This is a genomic window from Riemerella columbina DSM 16469 (genome assembly GCF_000374405.1).
GTDB classification, from domain to species: Bacteria; Bacteroidota; Bacteroidia; order Flavobacteriales; family Weeksellaceae; genus Riemerella; species Riemerella columbina.
Genome location: NZ_KB894226.1, coordinates 20,743 through 37,516, shown reverse-complemented (window position 1 = coordinate 37,516; position 16,774 = coordinate 20,743). Strand labels below are relative to the sequence as shown.

18 protein-coding genes and 3 tRNA genes are annotated in these 16,774 nt (G+C 36.7%); 7 read left to right on the top strand and 14 right to left on the bottom strand.

Annotated features, from left to right (window positions below):
- Window positions 1-290: integrase core domain-containing protein (locus C237_RS0104340; protein ID WP_018675272.1), on the top strand; the 290-nt coding region annotated here is incomplete at its 5' end.
- A 99-nt stretch (window positions 291-389) separates the two neighbouring features.
- Window positions 390-1,358 carry an IS30 family transposase gene (locus C237_RS0104335; RefSeq protein WP_018675271.1) on the top strand — a complete coding sequence of 323 codons (969 nt, stop codon included), beginning with the start codon at window positions 390-392 and terminating at the stop codon, window positions 1,356-1,358.
- 134 nt (window positions 1,359-1,492) lie between these two features.
- On the opposite strand, the gene aat is transcribed toward C237_RS0104335, so the two are convergent.
- Together aat and C237_RS0104325 are read right to left on the bottom strand one after the other, a co-directional pair.
- A complete protein-coding gene (gene aat, locus C237_RS0104330; protein WP_026315490.1) occupies window positions 1,493-2,137 on the bottom strand; it encodes a leucyl/phenylalanyl-tRNA--protein transferase in 645 nt (214 codons plus the stop codon).
- 45 nt (window positions 2,138-2,182) lie between these two features.
- The gene (locus tag C237_RS0104325; protein WP_018675269.1) at window positions 2,183-2,569 is read right to left on the bottom strand and encodes a DUF3127 domain-containing protein; all 387 of its coding nucleotides are present in this window, start codon (window positions 2,567-2,569) and stop codon (window positions 2,183-2,185) included.
- Between the two features lie 152 nt (window positions 2,570-2,721).
- On the opposite strand from C237_RS0104325, the gene C237_RS0104320 reads away from it, so the two are divergent.
- The 4 genes from C237_RS0104320 (at window position 2,722) to C237_RS0104305 (ending at window position 3,922) form a co-directional block, all read left to right on the top strand.
- Window positions 2,722-2,803, top strand: a tRNA-Leu gene (locus tag C237_RS0104320).
- 6 nt (window positions 2,804-2,809) lie between these two features.
- Window positions 2,810-2,885 (top strand) — tRNA-Gly (locus C237_RS0104315).
- A 3-nt stretch (window positions 2,886-2,888) separates the two neighbouring features.
- Window positions 2,889-2,972: transfer RNA gene (locus tag C237_RS0104310), tRNA-Leu, on the top strand.
- 122 nt (window positions 2,973-3,094) lie between these two features.
- A complete protein-coding gene (locus tag C237_RS0104305; RefSeq protein WP_018675268.1) occupies window positions 3,095-3,922 on the top strand; it encodes a TerC family protein in 828 nt (275 codons plus the stop codon).
- A gap of 40 nt (window positions 3,923-3,962) precedes the next feature.
- Here C237_RS0104305 and lysA read toward each other — a convergent pair whose 3' ends face one another.
- The 4 genes from lysA to prfA are packed head-to-tail and all read right to left on the bottom strand — an operon-like array spanning window position 3,963 to window position 7,669.
- Window positions 3,963-5,165 (bottom strand): diaminopimelate decarboxylase, encoded by a 1,203-nt coding sequence (gene lysA, locus C237_RS0104300; RefSeq protein ID WP_018675267.1) that lies wholly within the window; start codon window positions 5,163-5,165, stop codon window positions 3,963-3,965.
- A gap of 37 nt (window positions 5,166-5,202) precedes the next feature.
- On the bottom strand, window positions 5,203-6,105 hold the full coding sequence (gene porD, locus C237_RS0104295; protein ID WP_018675266.1) for a type IX secretion system protein PorD: 903 nt from the start codon (window positions 6,103-6,105) through the stop codon (window positions 5,203-5,205).
- Between the two features lie 48 nt (window positions 6,106-6,153).
- Window positions 6,154-6,567, bottom strand: a complete 414-nt coding sequence (locus C237_RS0104290) for a RapZ C-terminal domain-containing protein (protein WP_018675265.1) — start codon at window positions 6,565-6,567, stop codon at window positions 6,154-6,156.
- Window positions 6,568-6,583: 16 nt separating this feature from the next.
- Window positions 6,584-7,669, bottom strand: a complete 1,086-nt coding sequence (gene prfA, locus C237_RS0104285) for a peptide chain release factor 1 (RefSeq protein ID WP_018675264.1) — start codon at window positions 7,667-7,669, stop codon at window positions 6,584-6,586.
- A gap of 184 nt (window positions 7,670-7,853) precedes the next feature.
- On the opposite strand from prfA, the gene C237_RS0104280 reads away from it, so the two are divergent.
- Window positions 7,854-8,735 carry a cupin-like domain-containing protein gene (locus tag C237_RS0104280; RefSeq protein ID WP_018675263.1) on the top strand — a complete coding sequence of 294 codons (882 nt, stop codon included), beginning with the start codon at window positions 7,854-7,856 and terminating at the stop codon, window positions 8,733-8,735.
- On the opposite strand, the gene C237_RS0104275 is transcribed toward C237_RS0104280, so the two are convergent.
- The 8 genes from C237_RS0104275 to rnr form a co-directional block, all read right to left on the bottom strand.
- On the bottom strand, window positions 8,732-9,223 hold the full coding sequence (locus tag C237_RS0104275; RefSeq protein WP_018675262.1) for a YkgJ family cysteine cluster protein: 492 nt from the start codon (window positions 9,221-9,223) through the stop codon (window positions 8,732-8,734). The genes C237_RS0104280 and C237_RS0104275 overlap by 4 nt on opposite strands.
- A 20-nt stretch (window positions 9,224-9,243) precedes the next feature.
- On the bottom strand, window positions 9,244-10,008 hold the full coding sequence (locus C237_RS0104270; protein WP_018675261.1) for a Rossmann-fold NAD(P)-binding domain-containing protein: 765 nt from the start codon (window positions 10,006-10,008) through the stop codon (window positions 9,244-9,246).
- Window positions 10,009-10,019: 11 nt separating this feature from the next.
- Window positions 10,020-11,114 carry an LptF/LptG family permease gene (locus C237_RS0104265; RefSeq protein ID WP_018675260.1) on the bottom strand — a complete coding sequence of 365 codons (1,095 nt, stop codon included), beginning with the start codon at window positions 11,112-11,114 and terminating at the stop codon, window positions 10,020-10,022.
- Window positions 11,115-11,136: 22 nt separating this feature from the next.
- Window positions 11,137-12,270, bottom strand: a complete 1,134-nt coding sequence (gene tgt / locus C237_RS0104260; protein ID WP_018675259.1) for a tRNA guanosine(34) transglycosylase Tgt — start codon at window positions 12,268-12,270, stop codon at window positions 11,137-11,139.
- 18 nt (window positions 12,271-12,288) lie between these two features.
- Entirely contained in the window at window positions 12,289-12,687 is a 399-nt protein-coding gene (locus tag C237_RS12890; protein ID WP_018675258.1) for a DUF4296 domain-containing protein, read from the bottom strand.
- Window positions 12,684-13,400 (bottom strand): polyprenol monophosphomannose synthase, encoded by a 717-nt coding sequence (locus C237_RS0104250; protein ID WP_018675257.1) that lies wholly within the window; start codon window positions 13,398-13,400, stop codon window positions 12,684-12,686. The genes C237_RS12890 and C237_RS0104250 overlap by 4 nt, the downstream gene beginning before the upstream one ends.
- Before the next feature lie 71 nt (window positions 13,401-13,471).
- Complete coding sequence (murB, locus tag C237_RS0104245) at window positions 13,472-14,491, bottom strand: UDP-N-acetylmuramate dehydrogenase (protein WP_026315489.1); 1,020 nt, start codon at window positions 14,489-14,491, stop codon at window positions 13,472-13,474.
- A gap of 15 nt (window positions 14,492-14,506) precedes the next feature.
- Complete coding sequence (rnr, locus tag C237_RS0104240; protein ID WP_026315488.1) at window positions 14,507-16,669, bottom strand: ribonuclease R; 2,163 nt, start codon at window positions 16,667-16,669, stop codon at window positions 14,507-14,509.
- Window positions 16,670-16,774: the final 105 nt, after the last annotated feature.

The window sequence follows — 16,774 nt, the reverse complement described above, 5'->3', positions numbered from 1 at the left end:
AAAATGACATCGAACATCGCCTTACCAAACCTGCCCCACCTAAGACTAATGGAATGGTAAAAAGAGTAAACGAAACTATTAAAAACCATACGATTCTTAAAAATCAATATCTAAATGTATCTGAATTATATCAAGATTTTGCTCAATTCTTCTCCTACTACAACCTCTACAGAAGACACGGTTCACTTAGGAAGGAACTTAAGGTTAAAACTCCGATACAAGCCATCGAAAAGTGGTTCGAATTAAAACCATTAAGTTCCATTAGTAACTGCAACTTTTTGAAGGGTTGATAGTATAATTTATCAGAGTAAAGAGAAGAAAAAACTTTCTTCCCTTTATTTCTGAAAGGTAAAATGTATATATTAGTCCTTCGACCAAAAAGTTGTAATATGAAACATTTAACCCAGAGCCAAAGATATGTAATTTCTGCTTTACATAAAAGAGGTTTTAGTCAAAGTGAAATTGCCAAAGAATTAGGAGTTCATAAAAGTACCATCAGTAGGGAACTCAAGCGTAATGCCACAAAAACAGGTAAGTACAATCCTACGCAAGCACAACAATATGCTGAAATACGCAAAGAACGTTTTTGTTCCAATAGAGTTTTTACCAAAACCATAGAACAAAGAGTCCGTTCGTATTTAGAACAAGAACAATGGTCACCAGAACAGATTCACGGCTATTGTAAAAAACATCAAATAGAAATGGTAAGTGTAGAGCGTATCTATCAATATATTCGAGAAAATAAGAAAAATGGAGGGGTTTTATATCAATATCTAAGACATCGCTTAAAACACCGTAAACGCCCTGTAGGTAACTCTAAAGAGCGTATTAAAGAGCGAGTGAGTATTGAAGAGCGCCCTGAGAAGGTAAATCGTAGAGAGGAATTTGGACATTGGGAAGCAGATTTGATATGTGGTAAAAATCATCAAGGCTTTATATTGACCTTAACTGAAAGAGTGTCCAAAATGTTATTCATGTGTTATTTACCTAAAGGGAAAAATGCTAAGGGAGTAGCAGAAGCCATAAAAAATACTTTACTTCCTTATAAATCAGTAGTTCATAGTATTACTATGGACAATGGGTTGGAATTTTCTACTCATAAAGAAGTGTCAAAATCTTTAGGAGCAGACATTTATTTTACTCACCCATATAGTTCTTGGGAGAAGGGACAAATAGAAAACATGAATAAGTTAATTAGACAATATTACAAAAAAGAAGATATCATAAATAAAGATAACACTATGAATATAAAACAAATACAATTCAAAATCAATCGAAGACCAAGAAAAAACCTTAATTATGAAAAACCTTTTCAATTGTTTTTTAAATTTGTAAATAATCAAAGTTGCATTGGCTAGTTGAATCTACCCAGTAAAAATTTCGAAATAAAATTTGCGGAATAATTTTATAAATAGTATCTTTGCACCCTTTCATTTTTACTTTTTATTAGATTTATTACTAAGGTCTGTTTGTCATACTGATAAGCAGACTTTTATTTTAGCCCCAAATAAGATAAAAATTCTGTTTTAGATATCATTTTAGCTCCAAGGCTTTCCAAATGATTTGAGTGAATTTGGCAATCGATTAATTTTAAGGTGGCTTGATGTTTTTGGATAAAGTAGATTAATCCCGCTTTGGACGAGTTACTTACTCTACTAAACATACTCTCCCCACAAAAAATACCATTAACCATCATACCATAAAGCCCACCGACTAATTCATCGTCTTGATAAACTTCAATACTTTTGGCATAACCCATATTGTGAAGTGTGGTATAGGTTTTTATCATCTCTTTGGTAATCCAAGTGCCATCTTGTGCAGGTCTGTTAATATGGGCACAAGCGTGAATAACTTGTTCAAAATCCTGATTTTCACTAAAGGTAAATGTATTGTCCCGCATAATTTTTTTCATAGACTTAAACACTTTTAAGTCTTTTGGGAAAAGCACGAATCTAGGGTCTGGGCACCACCAGAGAATATCCTCTCCGTCATTGAACCACGGGAAAATTCCATGTTGATAGGCAAATAATACCCGCTCAGGCGATAAGTCACCCCCTATGGCGATGAGCCCTTGCTCTACACTATCATAATGAAGCGGGTTGGGAAATGCAATGGTATTTTTATCTAAAAGAATCATAAATAAAAATTCCACCATAAGAATAGTGGAATTGATTAATGTTATTTAGAATGGAAGGTCATCCTCTTCGTCACTAAAAGGATTGTCATTGCCTGGGGATTCGGTTTGTGGAGTTTGGCTTGGTGCTGCCTGAGTAGGTTCTTTATATTGGGCAGAAGCGTCGATTTTTTCAATACGCCAACCTGTAATCGAGTTAAAGTATTTAACCTCACCTTGAGGGCTTGTCCATTCTCTACCGCGAATATTGATGCCCACTTTTACCGTATCCCCTACAGAAAACGGATCTAAAGCATATACTTTTTCGGATAAAAATTCAATATTAATAGGTTGTGGATACTGCTCCTGTGTCAACAATACCATTTCTTTCTTTTGAAATCCACTTGGGAAAGTTTGTACCTCACCAATTTTCTTAATTGTACCTTGTAGTTCCATAGTAGTTTTGCTATTTAATTAATAATCGGTAAAGATATAAAAAAATAAATTGTTGTGAAGATGAAAATTTTTGAAAAAATATTTGGAGTGTATTATAATAAGTGCCTATATTTGCAACCACAAAAAAGAACAAGAGTACATTTTTGATTTCCGCGGATGTGGTGTAATTGGTAGCCACGCCAGACTTAGGATCTGGTGCCGAGAGGCGTGGGGGTTCGAGTCCCTTCATCCGCACTTTATGCGAAAATAGCTCAGCTGGTAGAGCGCAACCTTGCCAAGGTTGAGGTCGCGGGTTCGAACCCCGTTTTTCGCTCCACTCGCCCTGGTGGTGGAATTGGTAGACACGCAGGACTTAAAATCCTGTGTCCGCAAGGACGTACGGGTTCAAGTCCCGTCTGGGGTACTTTAGTCGCTGTTAATCGTAAGATTTTCGGCGATTTTTGTTTTTATACATGCTTACATATTATTGAAAAAATAATTCTGCAGTTTTCCAATATTTTTTATTTTTGCCACAAATTATTCATTATGGAAATTTTTCAGGTATTTGCATCAGTAGATGCGTGGATTGCTTTATTAACTCTTACATTTTTAGAAATTGTTCTAGGGATAGATAATATTGTATTTATCTCTATTGTATCCAATAAAATTGAACCTAAAGACCAACGAAAAGCTAGAAATATTGGGTTAGGTTTGGCCATGCTATTTAGGATTTTATTGCTCTTTGGTATCAAATGGGTGGTTAGTCTTAATAATGAATTATTTGGTATTCATTTGCCTTGGTTTCATGGTATCGTAACAGGGCAAAGTTTGATTATCTTTATCGGAGGATTATTTTTATTATACAAATCGGTATCGGAAATTCACCATAAATTAGAAGGTGAAGAAGAATTTAATATTGGAAACTCTAAAAAGACTACTTTAGCTTCTGCGGTGGCTCAGATTGCAGCTCTTAACTTAGTATTTTCTTTTGATAGTATCCTTACGGCAGTCGGTTTAGTTAGTTTTGAGCAATATGGTGATGTAGGGGCACTTTCGATTATGATTTTAGCAGTGGTAATTTCTGTTTTTATTATGATGGCATTTGCAGGACCAGTGAGTAACTTCGTGAATCGACATCCTACCATCCAGATTTTAGGCTTGTCTTTCCTTATTCTCATTGGGGTAATGTTGTTAGCCGAAGCCTCTCATTTAGGACATTTCTCGTTATTTGGTCAAGAAGTAGGTGTAATTCCTAAAGGCTATCTTTATTTTGCGATATTCTTCTCATTATTAGTAGAGTTTATCAATATGAAACTAAGGAAAAACAGCAAACCAGTAGAACTCCACAATTCTGATAAGATTGATAAGTTTTAATACAAAAAAGGCTCTCGCTATTAATGAGAGCCTTTCTTTATTACACCACTTCTATTTGATTGCGAAGTAAATCTTCAAATTCATCTCTTTTTCTTATTAAGTGAGCTTTGCCATCTAGCCAAAGCACTTCGGCGGGTTTTAGGCGGGAATTGAAATTAGAACTCATCTCAAAACCATACGCACCTGCATTTCTAAATACCAACATATCGCCTTCTCTTACTTCATTGATTTTTCTGTCCCAAGCGAAAGTGTCTGTTTCACAAATATTTCCTACCACGGTATAGATACGCTCCGTTCCATTAGGATTAGAAAGGTTTTCAATTTTATGATAAGAATCGTAAAACATCGGACGGATTAGATGATTAAATCCAGAATTTACGCCCACAAAAACCGTAGCTGTGGTTTGTTTTATTACATTAGACTTTACTACAAAATGTCCCGATTGTCCTACTAAAAACTTTCCTGGTTCAAACCAAAGTTTTAAATCTTTACCTTGTTCTTCATTGTACTGTTTTAGCGCAGCTTCTACTTTTTTTCCTAAGTCTTTTACATCGGTTTCCATATCCGAATCTTGGTAAGGGATTTTAAAACCACTTCCCATATCGATATACTTTAAATTCGGGAAATGCTCTGCCAATTCAAACATAATTTCTAAACCTTGCAAAAAGACTTCTGGGTCTTTAATTTCGCTACCCGTATGCATATGAAGCCCTTCGATATTAATACCCGTAGACTTTGCCACGCGTTCGATATGACGCATCTGATGGATAGAAATTCCAAATTTAGAATCTATATGCCCCGTAGAAATTTTATAATTCCCCCCAGCAAAAATATGAGGATTAACCCTTACAAAAACAGGGTAGTCCCCACCAAATTTATTACCAAATTGCTCAAGAATCGAAATATTATCAATATTGATATGAACACCTAATTTCACAGCTTCTTCAACTTCTTGAATGTCTACCGAGTTGGGAGTAAAAAGGATTCTATCACTAGAAAAGCCCGCTTTTAGTCCAAGTTTCACTTCATTAATCGACACACAATCGAGAGACGCACCCAATTGTTCAATATATTTTAAAATATTGATATTGGTAAGGGCTTTTGCGGCATAGAAAAATCGTGTGTTTTCGGAAAATGAAGAAGTCAGTTTCTCGTATTGATTTTTGATGGATTCGGCATCGTATACATATACTGGGCTGCCATATGCCTCAGCTATGTCTAAAAGGTCTTGATTTGTAATCATAAAATTGTGGGTTAGCTATAAGTTTCGGAATTTGCGATTATTTCCATTTGTTCCATTTGGTTTCAATATCTTTAGGAGCAAAGATGGTCATCATATTTTTTAATTCTGCCATGTTAATCGCGGCATTATTCCCTTGGTCAAAAATATTAAATATCTCGTCCTTTTTGGTGTCTATAAAAATATTAAAAGGGTAATTCATTTGGAAATTGTTCTCGTAGTATTTTAGACTCAATAAGGACTCGGCTAAAGTCTGCTTAGCTCTAGGACTATTGGTTTGGTACATTTGGTCTAGACCATTGCGGTGGTAGTTGTAGTAGGCTTGTCTTAGGGTGTTGTTGTCTTGTTTTAAAATATTATCAATCAGCGCCCCTCTGGTACGGTTGCCCTCTACCAGTGACCAACCTTTATAGTTTTGATTTTGTGAATTTTGCGATATTTTTTTAGATTTTTCAAACCATTCTTGTCCTCCTTTATTTTGGAAAGAATCGGCATCGTAGCCTAAAATCATATAGACATAAAAACTGATAACATCAATTAAATTTTTACCTGAAAACTGTCTTTCATTAAATACCAAATTTTCATTTTCTGTATATTCAAAACTAAAATTGGTATCGTTAATATTTAGTAAAGGCGTTTCATATTGCGTATGGTATACGGGTCTTACCGCTTGCACCACGATGCTTCCTCTAAAAGAATTATTCCCCGTTCTTTCGGCAACTACAATTGCAAAATTACATTTTATTTTCTCAAAGTTTTTAAGTTTTCTGCCAGTCCAACTGGTATTGTTGATGAAATCCCGTAAGTTTTTTTGTAGCGTTTTGAACACCTGTGTATTACTCCCTGCAATCTGTGCATGATTAACCTGAACATTGGCTTGTAACTCTTGAGAATAGCCAAATCCAGCACATAGCCAAGCGAAAATAAATATTAATTTTTTCATAATCTAAAAGGTAGTTTATACTAGAAACGCATTTTTCGGATAAATATTTTAAGGGTTCAATTGAGGTTGTTCGTTATGTTGTAATACAACTTTGGCTTGGGGGTATTGTGCTTTAATAAACTCTGCAGTTTTAATGGCAGAATAGACCGAGCGATGCTGACCGCCCGTACAGCCAAAAGCAATTTGCAAATTTTCGAAACCTCTATCCAAGTAATCTTCAATATTGATAGACAAGATGCCTTTAGCTAATTTTAGAAACTCTGGCATTTTGGTTTTTTGTTCTAGATAATCTTGCACTCCTTTGTCGGCACCTGTTTGAGATTTATATTCTTCTTGTCTGCCCGGGTTGAGAATTCCTCTACAATCGAAGACAAATCCACCGCCATTATCGGTATCATCTTTAGGAATACCGCCTTTTTTGTACGAAAAACTATAAACTTTTATGGTGAGTTGATTGGACATTAAATGATAATTAAAGTTATACGCTTTCTTCTTCTCCCTTCATTTTTTCGGCATTTTCTGCCATAATCAGAGCATCTAACATTTCTTGGATATCCCCATTCATAAAGTTATCTAGATTATAGATAGATTTATTAATTCTATGGTCGGTCACACGCCCCTGAGGGTAGTTATAAGTTCTAATTTTTGCTGAACGGTCTCCCGTAGATACCATAGTTTTTCTCTGTGCGGCAATATCACCTTGAACTTTTTGTAATTCGATATCGTAAAGCTTAGTCCTAAGCATTTCCATCGCCAATTCTCTGTTAGCCAACTGCGAACGCGCCTGCTGACAAACTACCACAATCCCCGTAGGTTTATGCGTTAATTGCACTTTGGTTTCTACTTTGTTTACATTCTGTCCACCAGCACCTCCCGAACGAGAAGTCTGCATTTCTATATCCGCAGGATTAAGTTCCACATCTACTTCTTCGGCTTCTGGCAGTACTGCCACGGTAATGGCTGAAGTATGGACACGCCCTTGAGACTCTGTTTCAGGAACACGCTGCACGCGGTGTACGCCAGATTCAAACTTCATAATTCCATAAACGCCGTCACCTTCCACACGCATGATTAATTCTTTGTAGCCTTTAGATGCCTCATTAGCATCTGTAACCTCGTGCTTCCAGCCTTTAGATTTAAAATACATGGTATACATACGATATACATCTTCCACGAAAATGGCAGACTCGTCGCCGCCTGTTCCCGCTCTAAGTTCAACCATCACATTCTTATCATCGGCAGGATCTTTCGGAATTAATAGATATTTTAAATCCTCTTCAATTTCTGGAATTTTATCTAAAGCCTCTTGTTTTTCCATCTTTGCAAGTTCCGCTAAATCTTTATCCGATCCATCGCTGATGATGCCCTCTGCTTCTTCAATAATTCTAAGTGCGGCGGTATAATCATCAAACACTTTTACAATTTTCCCTAAATCGCTATATTCTTTATTAAGAGAGGAATAGCGTTTTTGGTCGTTGATGATATCGGGTTGTATAATTAGGTCTGCTACCTCGTTGTAGCGTTGTTTTATAGCCTCTAATTTTGGGATTAAACTTTTTGACATGCTTTTTCGTTAAAATAACTATGAATGAGCAAAGATAAGGATTTTTTATTTTAAAAATGATTTGACCGAACGCAAGTTTGGGTCAATAGCATTAAGATAAAATTATCAAGATAGATTTTTTAAATGAGAGTATCCGTTTGGTATATTAAATTTTCTTAACTTTGCTTTCTAAATTTCATTGAAGATGGCATTGCATTTAAAACCTATTGATGTAGTAGAAGACATTTCTAAAGAGGATTTTTACGAAAATTACCTTAAAAAAAGAAAACCATTAGTCATTAAAAATATGGCGAGACAGTGGCCTGCCTATAAAAAATGGACGCTAGACTATATGAAACAGGCGGTAGGCGATGTAGAAGTTCCGCTATACGATAGTTCTAAAGCAGACCCTGCGGCACCCATCAATGCCTCTGCGGCAAAAATGAAATTTTCAGATTATATCGACTTAATCGAAAGAGAACCTACCGACTTAAGAATCTTTTTATTTGACCCGATAAAACACGCACCTCAATTATTAGACGATTATGTTTTTCCTAAAGATTTGATGGGCGGATTTTTGGATAAATATCCTAATATGTTTTTCGGAGGTAAAGGCTCTGAAACTTTTCTGCATTTCGATATTGATATGGCACACATCTTCCACACGCATTTTAATGGTGGAAAACACATCTTGTTATTCGATTACAAATGGAAGGAAAGACTTTACCAAATCCCTTTTGCCACTTATGCGCTAGAAGATTATGATATTGCCAATCCAGATTTTGATAAGTTCCCCGCTTTAGATGGCGTGGAAGGCATTGAATGTTATTTGGAACATGGCGACACTTTATTTATGCCAACAGGCTGGTGGCATTGGATGAAATATCTAGATGGAAGCTTCTCTATTTCGCTTAGGGCTTGGGATAAATCTTGGGCGGTAAAAGCACATTCTCTTTGGAACCTTACGGTGCAAAGGCAGTTCGACAATTTTATGAAAAAACGCTACAAAAACCGCTATATGGACTGGAAAGAGAAAAAAGCTATCGAGAGAGCCAACAAAGCCCTGGCTAAAGGATTACCACACTAGCGAGAACCAATAGTATCCTGCATTTTTTCTACCCACGCATAGGCGGCAGGGCAAATTTCAATATTTTTAATGGTTAAGGCATTGATTTGATATACCTTTTTGCGGTCGGTATGTGGGAACTCTCTACACGCTTTGGGACGCACTTCATAAATCATACAAGTATTGTCTGGGAACAGAAATGGACACGGCAAACTTTGGAATACTCGGTCACCGTCTTCATCAATTTTTAAATACTGATGTTCAAAATCGGCGGGTTTTTGTTTTAGGAATTTAGCAATTCTATCCACATCTTGTGAGGTAACCAAAGGCCCTGTGGTTTTGCAACAATTAGCACAGTCTAGACAATTAATGTTTTCAAACACCTCATCGTGAATATCTTGGGCAATGTAGTCCAATTGTTTGGGTGGTTTATTTTTTAGTTGAGCCAAAAACTTACGGTGTTCCTTATTTTTTTGCTTTGCTAAAAGCTGATGTTGAGCAATATCCATTAATTAAAATTCAGAGGTAATTATTTGAAATGTATTGGGTTAGGATGGATGAAGTTGTAGTTGAGTTCCGATATTAACTTTTCAGAAGATACAAGCTTAGAAGGTACGCGTTCGGGATTTATTAAAATACCTTCTGTTTGATAAGTATAAACTTGGTGTTTGGTTGGGTGCTCGGGCGCTACAATATTCAATAATTTTAAATGGCAATTTTGCTCAATCATTACTTTTATCACTTGTGCAATGTCTTCATAATGAATATGATTAACGCCTTGGTGAGGATTGGGAATGGCTTTGTCTTTAAAATAATTTGAAAATCGACGCTCATCTCCCATTAACCCTGCTAACCTTAGAATATTAATCTGAGGTAATGCGTGACGATACGCCGTTTCTATAGCTAAAATATTCTCATTGAGGTTTAGATGATTATCTTCAGTAAAACATTGATTATCTTGAGGATAAATTCCAATGGAGCTTAACAAAAATAAATTGCCTTTAAACGACTCTAAGAGTGAACTGATATGCTCTGTGGCTTGTAGATTGGCTTGTTTTTTTGAAACAGGTAAGCTGATGATAACAGCATCCGAGTCATCAATTATATTTTGGTAATCCCTACCATCATTGGTATTAAAATCTATGACTTGGGCTTTAGCGCCTAACTGTTCCACTTGTTGTCGGCTAGATTCTGTTTGTGTAGTCCCATAAATTGAGAAATAAGGCTTAAGAATCGGAATGATTTTTTTTCCTAACCACCCACAGCCGAGTATCGTTAAGGTTTTTTGTTGCATCGTAATATAGTTTATTGGTTAGCCCTTCTATAATACAAATAAAAGGCAATAGGTCCAAATATAATATTGGGCATCCACATAGCGACCAATGGTGGCAAAATACGACTGGTAGAAACCACCTTTAAGGCTTCAAAAGAAAATATAAATACAAACGCAAGGGCTATCCCAATAGCGAGATTAACCCCGATTCCACCTCGCTTCTTTTCTGATGCCAACGCCAATCCCAGCATGGTAAGAATCAAAATAGAAACAGGCATAGATGTTCTGGCGTGTAGCTCATTGAGGTAGGCATTGACATTGCCATTACCTTTCATGGTTTCTCTGTCGATAAATTTAATGAGATTGGGCGTGGTTTTATTTTCCCCTAAAATTTCATCAGGAAATAATTCTTCTGGTGGATAGCCAAAACTTTGAAATTTTTCGCTGCCATTTGTCAAAATTTGGCGGTTATTTTTGTCTGCTTTTCTTTCATAATAAGACGAAATAGAAAACGCATTTTTTTCTGGTTCCCAAGCGACATTAGACCCCATCACTTGATGGATTAATTTATTGTTTTTATCGTATTTCTGATAAAGATAGCCAGAGCCTCTTTTCTCTTTACGATTATAGGAATCTATAAAAACATATTCGTAAGGGGACATTTGTGAGGCAATAGTAACACTGGTATTGTTCTCATTTTGCCGAGATTGTGTATAAGTGTATTGCATTAATTCATTTTTTTGGACATTCGCCCAAGGCAATACAAAATGATTAAGCACCAACATAAATACAGCGATGCTGATTGCTACTTTAAAATAAGGTTTGGCAAATCGATGAAAACTAGCACCACTACTGATGATGGCTACAATTTCGGTATTATCTGCCATTCTAGAGGTAAAATAAATTACCGAAATAAATACCAAAATAGACATAAAAGTCAGAATAAGGTAAATCATCCAAAATGGATAAAAATGCAGCAAGAAATACCCTACGGTATAGCCACTTTTTTCAATATTAGGTGCCTTGGCTTGTACATCTACCACTATCACGATAATAGAAAGCAATAGCAACATAAACACTAATGTTCCCATAAATTTCTTCGTGATGTAGGCATCCAATATTTTCATGACTAAACTGAAAGTTTAAAACTTAGAGGCGTTGTTTTAGAACGGGTAATATTTGGTCTTTCCACTTGTAGAAATCCCCAGCTACAATATGTTCCCTAGCCACTTTTATCAAATCCAAATAGAACGCTAGATTGTGAATAGAAGCAATTTGTTTGCCTAAATATTCTTTTGCCACAAATAAATGACGGACATAGGCTTTAGAGTATTCATGGTCTACAAAGCTAGTTCCCGTTTCATCAAGCACTGAAAAATCATCTTTCCACTTGGCATTTTTTATGTTGATGACCCCTTGCCAAGTAAATAGCATACCGTTTCGTGCGTTTCTGGTTGGCATTACGCAGTCCATCATATCTACCCCCAGTCCAATACTTTCTAAAATATTCCAAGGTGTCCCTACGCCCATCAAATAGCGTGGTTTTTCTTTGGGTAAAATATCCGTTACTTCATTGGTGATGCGGTACATTTCTTCTTCTGGTTCCCCTACTGAAAGTCCACCAATGGCATTACCTTCGGCGCCTGCTTCCGCGATGACTTCCGCAGAAATTTTTCTCAAATCCGAATAAGTAGACCCTTGCACAATAGGGAATAAGCGTTGCTTGTGTCCATAGAGTTCTGGATTGTTTTGTGTCCACTCGATACAGCGTTTTAGCCAACGGTGCGTGAGTTCCATAGAAGACTTTGCCTGATTGTATTCACATGGATAAGGGGTACATTCATCAAACGCCATAAAGATATCTGCTCCAATTTGTCGCTGGATTTCCATGGATTTTTCAGGGGAAATAAAATGATAGCTTCCATCAATGTGGGATTTAAACTTCACGCCTTCTTCGGTCATTTTTCTACTTTGAGAAAGCGAAAAGACTTGATATCCCCCAGAGTCGGTAAGGATAGGACGATTCCAATTCATAAATTGATGTAGTCCTCCTGCTTTTTCCATCACTTCCATTCCTGGACGAAGATAAAGATGGTAGGTATTACCCAAAATAATTTGAGCTTTAATATCTTCTTTTAACTCTCTTTGGTGTACAGTTTTTACTGAGGCTACCGTACCTACAGGCATAAAAATCGGGGTTTGGATATCGCCGTGTTCCGTATGTAATACGCCTGCTCTCGCTTTGGAATGGGTTGTTTGTTCTATATTAAAAAATGAAGACATATATTGAGGTAACTTTTATTAGGGTTGCGATTTAAATTTTGATGATTCTGGTTTCTCAGAAGTTTTACGCGCTGCTTCTTTTTTATTGATAAAGTCTTTTAGACCTTTATTTTTTTCTAAGATGATGTCTTGGGACAAATCATAAATCTCATCTATATCCGAAGGTTTATTAAGGTAGTAGCGGTAACTTTCCATAAATTGTTTTTGGGTGATTTTATTTTTTTTAAGGATATAAAGGCTGATTTCCTCTAAGTCGGCATCTCGATTGACTTCTAGCGCTTGGTTATAAATAGCATAATCCGCCACAATGCTTGCCATTTTATCTTTAGGTAAAAGATGTTGAGGTTTTTTAGCCGGTGGTTTACAGTTCGTTAAGAGTAGTAATACACTCAAAAATAGCGTTAGTATAGGCTTCATAATCTACCAGTTAATGCTTTCCATCTTAAATTTAACACCCCAATAATCGCCTCTTTTATAATGCCACCACTCATTTTGGATTCGCCTTTGGTTCTATCGGTAAAGATAATCGGCACTTCTACAAGTTGAAGTCCTTTTTTATAGGCTCTATATTTCATTTCAACTTGAAAACCATAGCCTTTTAGTTTAACTTTATCTAGACCAATGGTTTGTAAAGTGTCTTTTTTAAAACACACAAATCCCGCTGTGGTATCGTGAACGGGTAAACCTAATAAAAACCGAACATATTTAGAGGCAAAATAAGATAATAGCACCCTTCCCATAGGCCAATTCACCACATTTACCCCTTGAGAATACCGCGACCCTATGGCCATATCTGCATGCTGACAAGCTTTATAAAGTCTTGGCAAATCTTTAGGATTGTGAGAAAAATCGGCATCCATTTCAAAAATATAATCGTACTGATGTTCTAGCGCCCATCTAAAACCATGAATGTAAGCCTTTCCTAAACCGTCTTTCACTTGTCTTATCGTTAGGTGCAAGGCATCAGGATATTGTGGTTGTAAGGCTTGTACCAGCTGGGCAGTTCCGTCTGGGGAACTATCATCCACGACCAAAATATGAAAATCTTCCTCTAAGTCCATCACACTTTTGATGATGGCTTGGATGTTTTCTTTTTCGTTATAAGTGGGGATGATGACTAATTTTCTCATTCAAATAATAAAATGCAAAGTTAATCTTTTTTTGAATAAGCCAATGGTGGTCTGTTGATTCTTCCAAAGACTTATAAAATATTCACTTCGCGCTCTAAGGTAATGCCAAACTGCTGAGCGATACTTTCGATAATTTTTGCTGAGAAATCATAAATTTCCTTACCCGTTGCCTGCCCATTAGCATTAATGATGACCAAGGCTTGCTTTTTATGGGTGGCTACATTTCCTATTTGTTTGCCTTTCCAGCCAGCGGTTTCTATCAGCCAGCCAGCGGGAACTTTTATACCTTGTGGATTGGGATAGCCAGGGATTTCGGGGTGGGTATTTTTTAATTCGTTAAAATGGTCTTGGCTAATGGTAGGGTTTTTAAAAAAACTTCCCGCATTGCCTATGTCTTTGGGGTTAGGTAATTTAGATGAGCGTATCGCAATTACGGCATTAGAAATATCTTTAATGGTAGGTTCTGTGATGCCTTGGGCTTCCAATTCGGATTGTATCGCGCCATAGTCGGTTTTTAATTCGTGATGGGATTGCTTTAACTTAAAAGTCACCGAAAGAATGATGTATTTCCCTTTGCCTTCTCTTTTAAAAATAGAATCTCTATATCCAAACTGGCATTGTGTATTGTCAAAAGTTTCTATTTCTAAGGTTTCTAAATTTAAGACCTTACAACTTTCCAAATAATCTTTGATTTCTACGCCATACGCCCCAATATTTTGAATGGGCGATGTGCCAACATTTCCAGGGATAAGGGACAGGTTCTCTAGTCCACCATAACCTTTTTCCAGCGTGTAGAGCACAAACTGATGCCAGTTTTCACCCGCTTGTGCAGTGACTAAAACGCTTTCATCGTCTTGCACTTGTGTTTCTATACCTTTAAGGTTAAGACGAATGGTTAAGCCTTCGAAATCTTTAGTAAACAAAATATTACTTCCGCCACCTAGAATGAGAATTGGCAGATGTTCTGTTTTAGCTTTAGTAATGGCATGTTTTAAATGATCAATAGTTTCTACCTCTATAAAATATTGAGATAAAACTTCTACGCCGAAAGTATTATGCGGTTTTAGGCTATAATTGCGTATAAAATTCATAGATAACATTGTACTTTATGCTTCGTCCTCAATAATTTTAAAATCTAACTGTTTCGCGATGAGGTTGGCTTTGGTTACTTTAATTTTAACTTTGTCGCCAAGCTGATAGCGGTTGCCCGTACGCTGTCCGTAAACGGCATGGGTTTTAGCATCATACTGATAGGAGTCGTCCATTAAATCTCTTAATTTAATAAGCCCTTCCGCACCATTTTCAGGAATTTGAACCCAGAAACCAAATTCTGCTACTCCAGAAATAACACCTGTAAATTCTTCGCCCAAATGTTTTTCCATAAATTTTACTTGCATAAATTTGATAGAATCTCTTTCTGCATCCGAAGCAAGACGCTCCATTGCAGAGCAATGTTTACATTTTTCTTCGTAGTCGGCTTTGTTAGGAGATTTTCCTTTGTCTAGGTAATGTTGCAGTAATCTATGGGCTATTAAATCTGGATAACGGCGAATTGGTGAGGTAAAGTGCGTATAATACTCAAAACCTAAGCCATAGTGTCCAATAGGTTCGGTAGAATAAACCGCCTTGCTCATAGAACGCATGGCAAGGGTTTCTATCATGTTTTCTTCACCTTTACCTTTTACAGATTTCAAAAGATGGTTCATACTTTCGGCGACCGTTCTGGTATTGGCAAGGTTCATTTTGTATCCAAAAGTTGATACGAAATCTCGTAATGCTTCCAGTTTTGCAGGGTCTGGGTCATCGTGCACTCTATAAATAAAAGTATTCCCCGTAGGCTCTTTTCTATGATTGAGGGATATGAATTCGGATACTTTTTTGTTTGCCAATAGCATAAATTCTTCAATTAGGTGGTTGGCATCTTTACTGACTTTAAAATAAACGCCAATCGGTTCATTATTTTCATTGAGGTTAAAACGAACTTCGCTACGGTCGAAAGTAATCGCCCCGTTTTTAATACGCTCGGCACGCATAATTTTTGCCAATCGGTCTAGCACTAAAATTTCCTCGGCGAGGTCGCCTTGTTTAGTTTCGATGCGTTCTTGGGCTTCTTCATAGGTCAACCTTCTATCGGAATGGGTTACCGTTCTGCCGAACCATTGTTTTTTGATTTCGGCTTTATCGTTCATTTCAAATACTGCCGAGAAAGTATATTTGTCTTCGTTGGGTCTTAGGGAGCAAACGCCATTACTCAGTACTTCGGGTAACATTGGTACGACTCTGTCTACGAGATAAACAGAGGTGGCACGCTGATAGGCTTCGTCGTCTAAAACAGTTCCTGGGCGGACATAGTGAGACACATCGGCGATATGCACTCCAATTTCCCAGTTGCCATTATTTAGTTTTCTAATGGATAAGGCGTCGTCGAAATCCTTAGCATCTTTGGGGTCGATGGTGAAGGTTAAAATATCGCGCATATCCCAGCGTTTTTGGATTTCTTCGGGGGCCATGGTTTGGTCTATGGCGTTGGCTTCTTGCTCCACTTCTTCTGGGAATTGGTAAGGCAAGCCATATTCTGCGAGGATAGAATGTATTTCTGTTTCGTGTGCCCCTGGAGTCCCGAGTACTTTAATGATTTCGCCCTCTGGATTTTTCTCATTAGGTTTCCAGTCGAGCATTTTCACTACTACTTTATCGCCATTTTTCGCCCCGTTAATTTTTGATTTAGGGACAAAAATATCGGTGTTGATTTGTTTTTTATCACAAACTACAAAGCCAAAATCTTTATGTTTGATAAACTCAAAAGTTCCTACAAACTGTTCCCGATTGCGTTCTAAAACTTCTAATACAGAACCTTCTAATTTTTTAGATTTAAAATGATAGGTTACAATCAGCACTTTATCGCCTTGTAACGCATCTTTTACATTTTTAGAATGAATAAAGATATCATCATCTATATCTTCTACACGGACATAAGCATTGCCTGCTTGGTTAAAATCAATAATTCCTGTTAAGGTATCTTTTATTTTTAGATTGATGATGTATTTCCCTTTTTCTACTTCTTTTATTTTTTCTTCGGCGATGAGTTTGTGTAGAGCTTGTATCACTTGTTCTCTTTGGCGTGGATTTTTATAATCTATACCGTCCGAGATTTGTTTGTAGTTGTATATCTTAGAGGATTGCTGTTTCATAAATTTTATGACGAGCCTTCCGATTTCTTTTAGTTTGCCATCTTTTTTCTTGGAAAAGTATTTTTTCTTTTTTGCCATACTTAATATATAGTTTTTAATTTGGTACGAGGTATCATTTTTCGCAAAGATAGGCAATAATTTAATAGAGTCAGATTTATGTGGTGTTGATTTAACAATGTATTT

Excerpts from the sequence above, each read along its gene's own strand:
- porD (WP_018675266.1), bottom strand. The coding sequence starts at position 6,105 with ATGAAAAAATTAATATTTATTTTCGCTTGGCTATGTGCTGGATTTGGC.
- C237_RS0104290 (WP_018675265.1), bottom strand. The coding sequence starts at position 6,567 with ATGTCCAATCAACTCACCATAAAAGTTTATAGTTTTTCGTACAAAAAA.
- C237_RS0104335 (WP_018675271.1), top strand. The coding sequence starts at position 390 with ATGAAACATTTAACCCAGAGCCAAAGATATGTAATTTCTGCTTTACAT.
- C237_RS0104265 (WP_018675260.1), bottom strand. The coding sequence starts at position 11,114 with ATGAAAATATTGGATGCCTACATCACGAAGAAATTTATGGGAACATTA.
- C237_RS12890 (WP_018675258.1), bottom strand. The coding sequence starts at position 12,687 with ATGAAGCCTATACTAACGCTATTTTTGAGTGTATTACTACTCTTAACG.
- C237_RS0104275 (WP_018675262.1), bottom strand. The coding sequence starts at position 9,223 with ATGGATATTGCTCAACATCAGCTTTTAGCAAAGCAAAAAAATAAGGAA.
- C237_RS0104270 (WP_018675261.1), bottom strand. The coding sequence starts at position 10,008 with ATGCAACAAAAAACCTTAACGATACTCGGCTGTGGGTGGTTAGGAAAA.
- C237_RS0104325 (WP_018675269.1), bottom strand. The coding sequence starts at position 2,569 with ATGGAACTACAAGGTACAATTAAGAAAATTGGTGAGGTACAAACTTTC.
- prfA (WP_018675264.1), bottom strand. The coding sequence starts at position 7,669 with ATGTCAAAAAGTTTAATCCCAAAATTAGAGGCTATAAAACAACGCTAC.
- tgt (WP_018675259.1), bottom strand. The coding sequence starts at position 12,270 with ATGTCTTCATTTTTTAATATAGAACAAACAACCCATTCCAAAGCGAGA.
- rnr (WP_026315488.1), bottom strand. The coding sequence starts at position 16,669 with ATGGCAAAAAAGAAAAAATACTTTTCCAAGAAAAAAGATGGCAAACTA.
- murB (WP_026315489.1), bottom strand. The coding sequence starts at position 14,491 with ATGAATTTTATACGCAATTATAGCCTAAAACCGCATAATACTTTCGGC.
- C237_RS0104280 (WP_018675263.1), top strand. The coding sequence starts at position 7,854 with ATGGCATTGCATTTAAAACCTATTGATGTAGTAGAAGACATTTCTAAA.
- C237_RS0104305 (WP_018675268.1), top strand. The coding sequence starts at position 3,095 with ATGGAAATTTTTCAGGTATTTGCATCAGTAGATGCGTGGATTGCTTTA.
- lysA (WP_018675267.1), bottom strand. The coding sequence starts at position 5,165 with ATGATTACAAATCAAGACCTTTTAGACATAGCTGAGGCATATGGCAGC.
- aat (WP_026315490.1), bottom strand. The coding sequence starts at position 2,137 with ATGATTCTTTTAGATAAAAATACCATTGCATTTCCCAACCCGCTTCAT.
- C237_RS0104250 (WP_018675257.1), bottom strand. The coding sequence starts at position 13,400 with ATGAGAAAATTAGTCATCATCCCCACTTATAACGAAAAAGAAAACATC.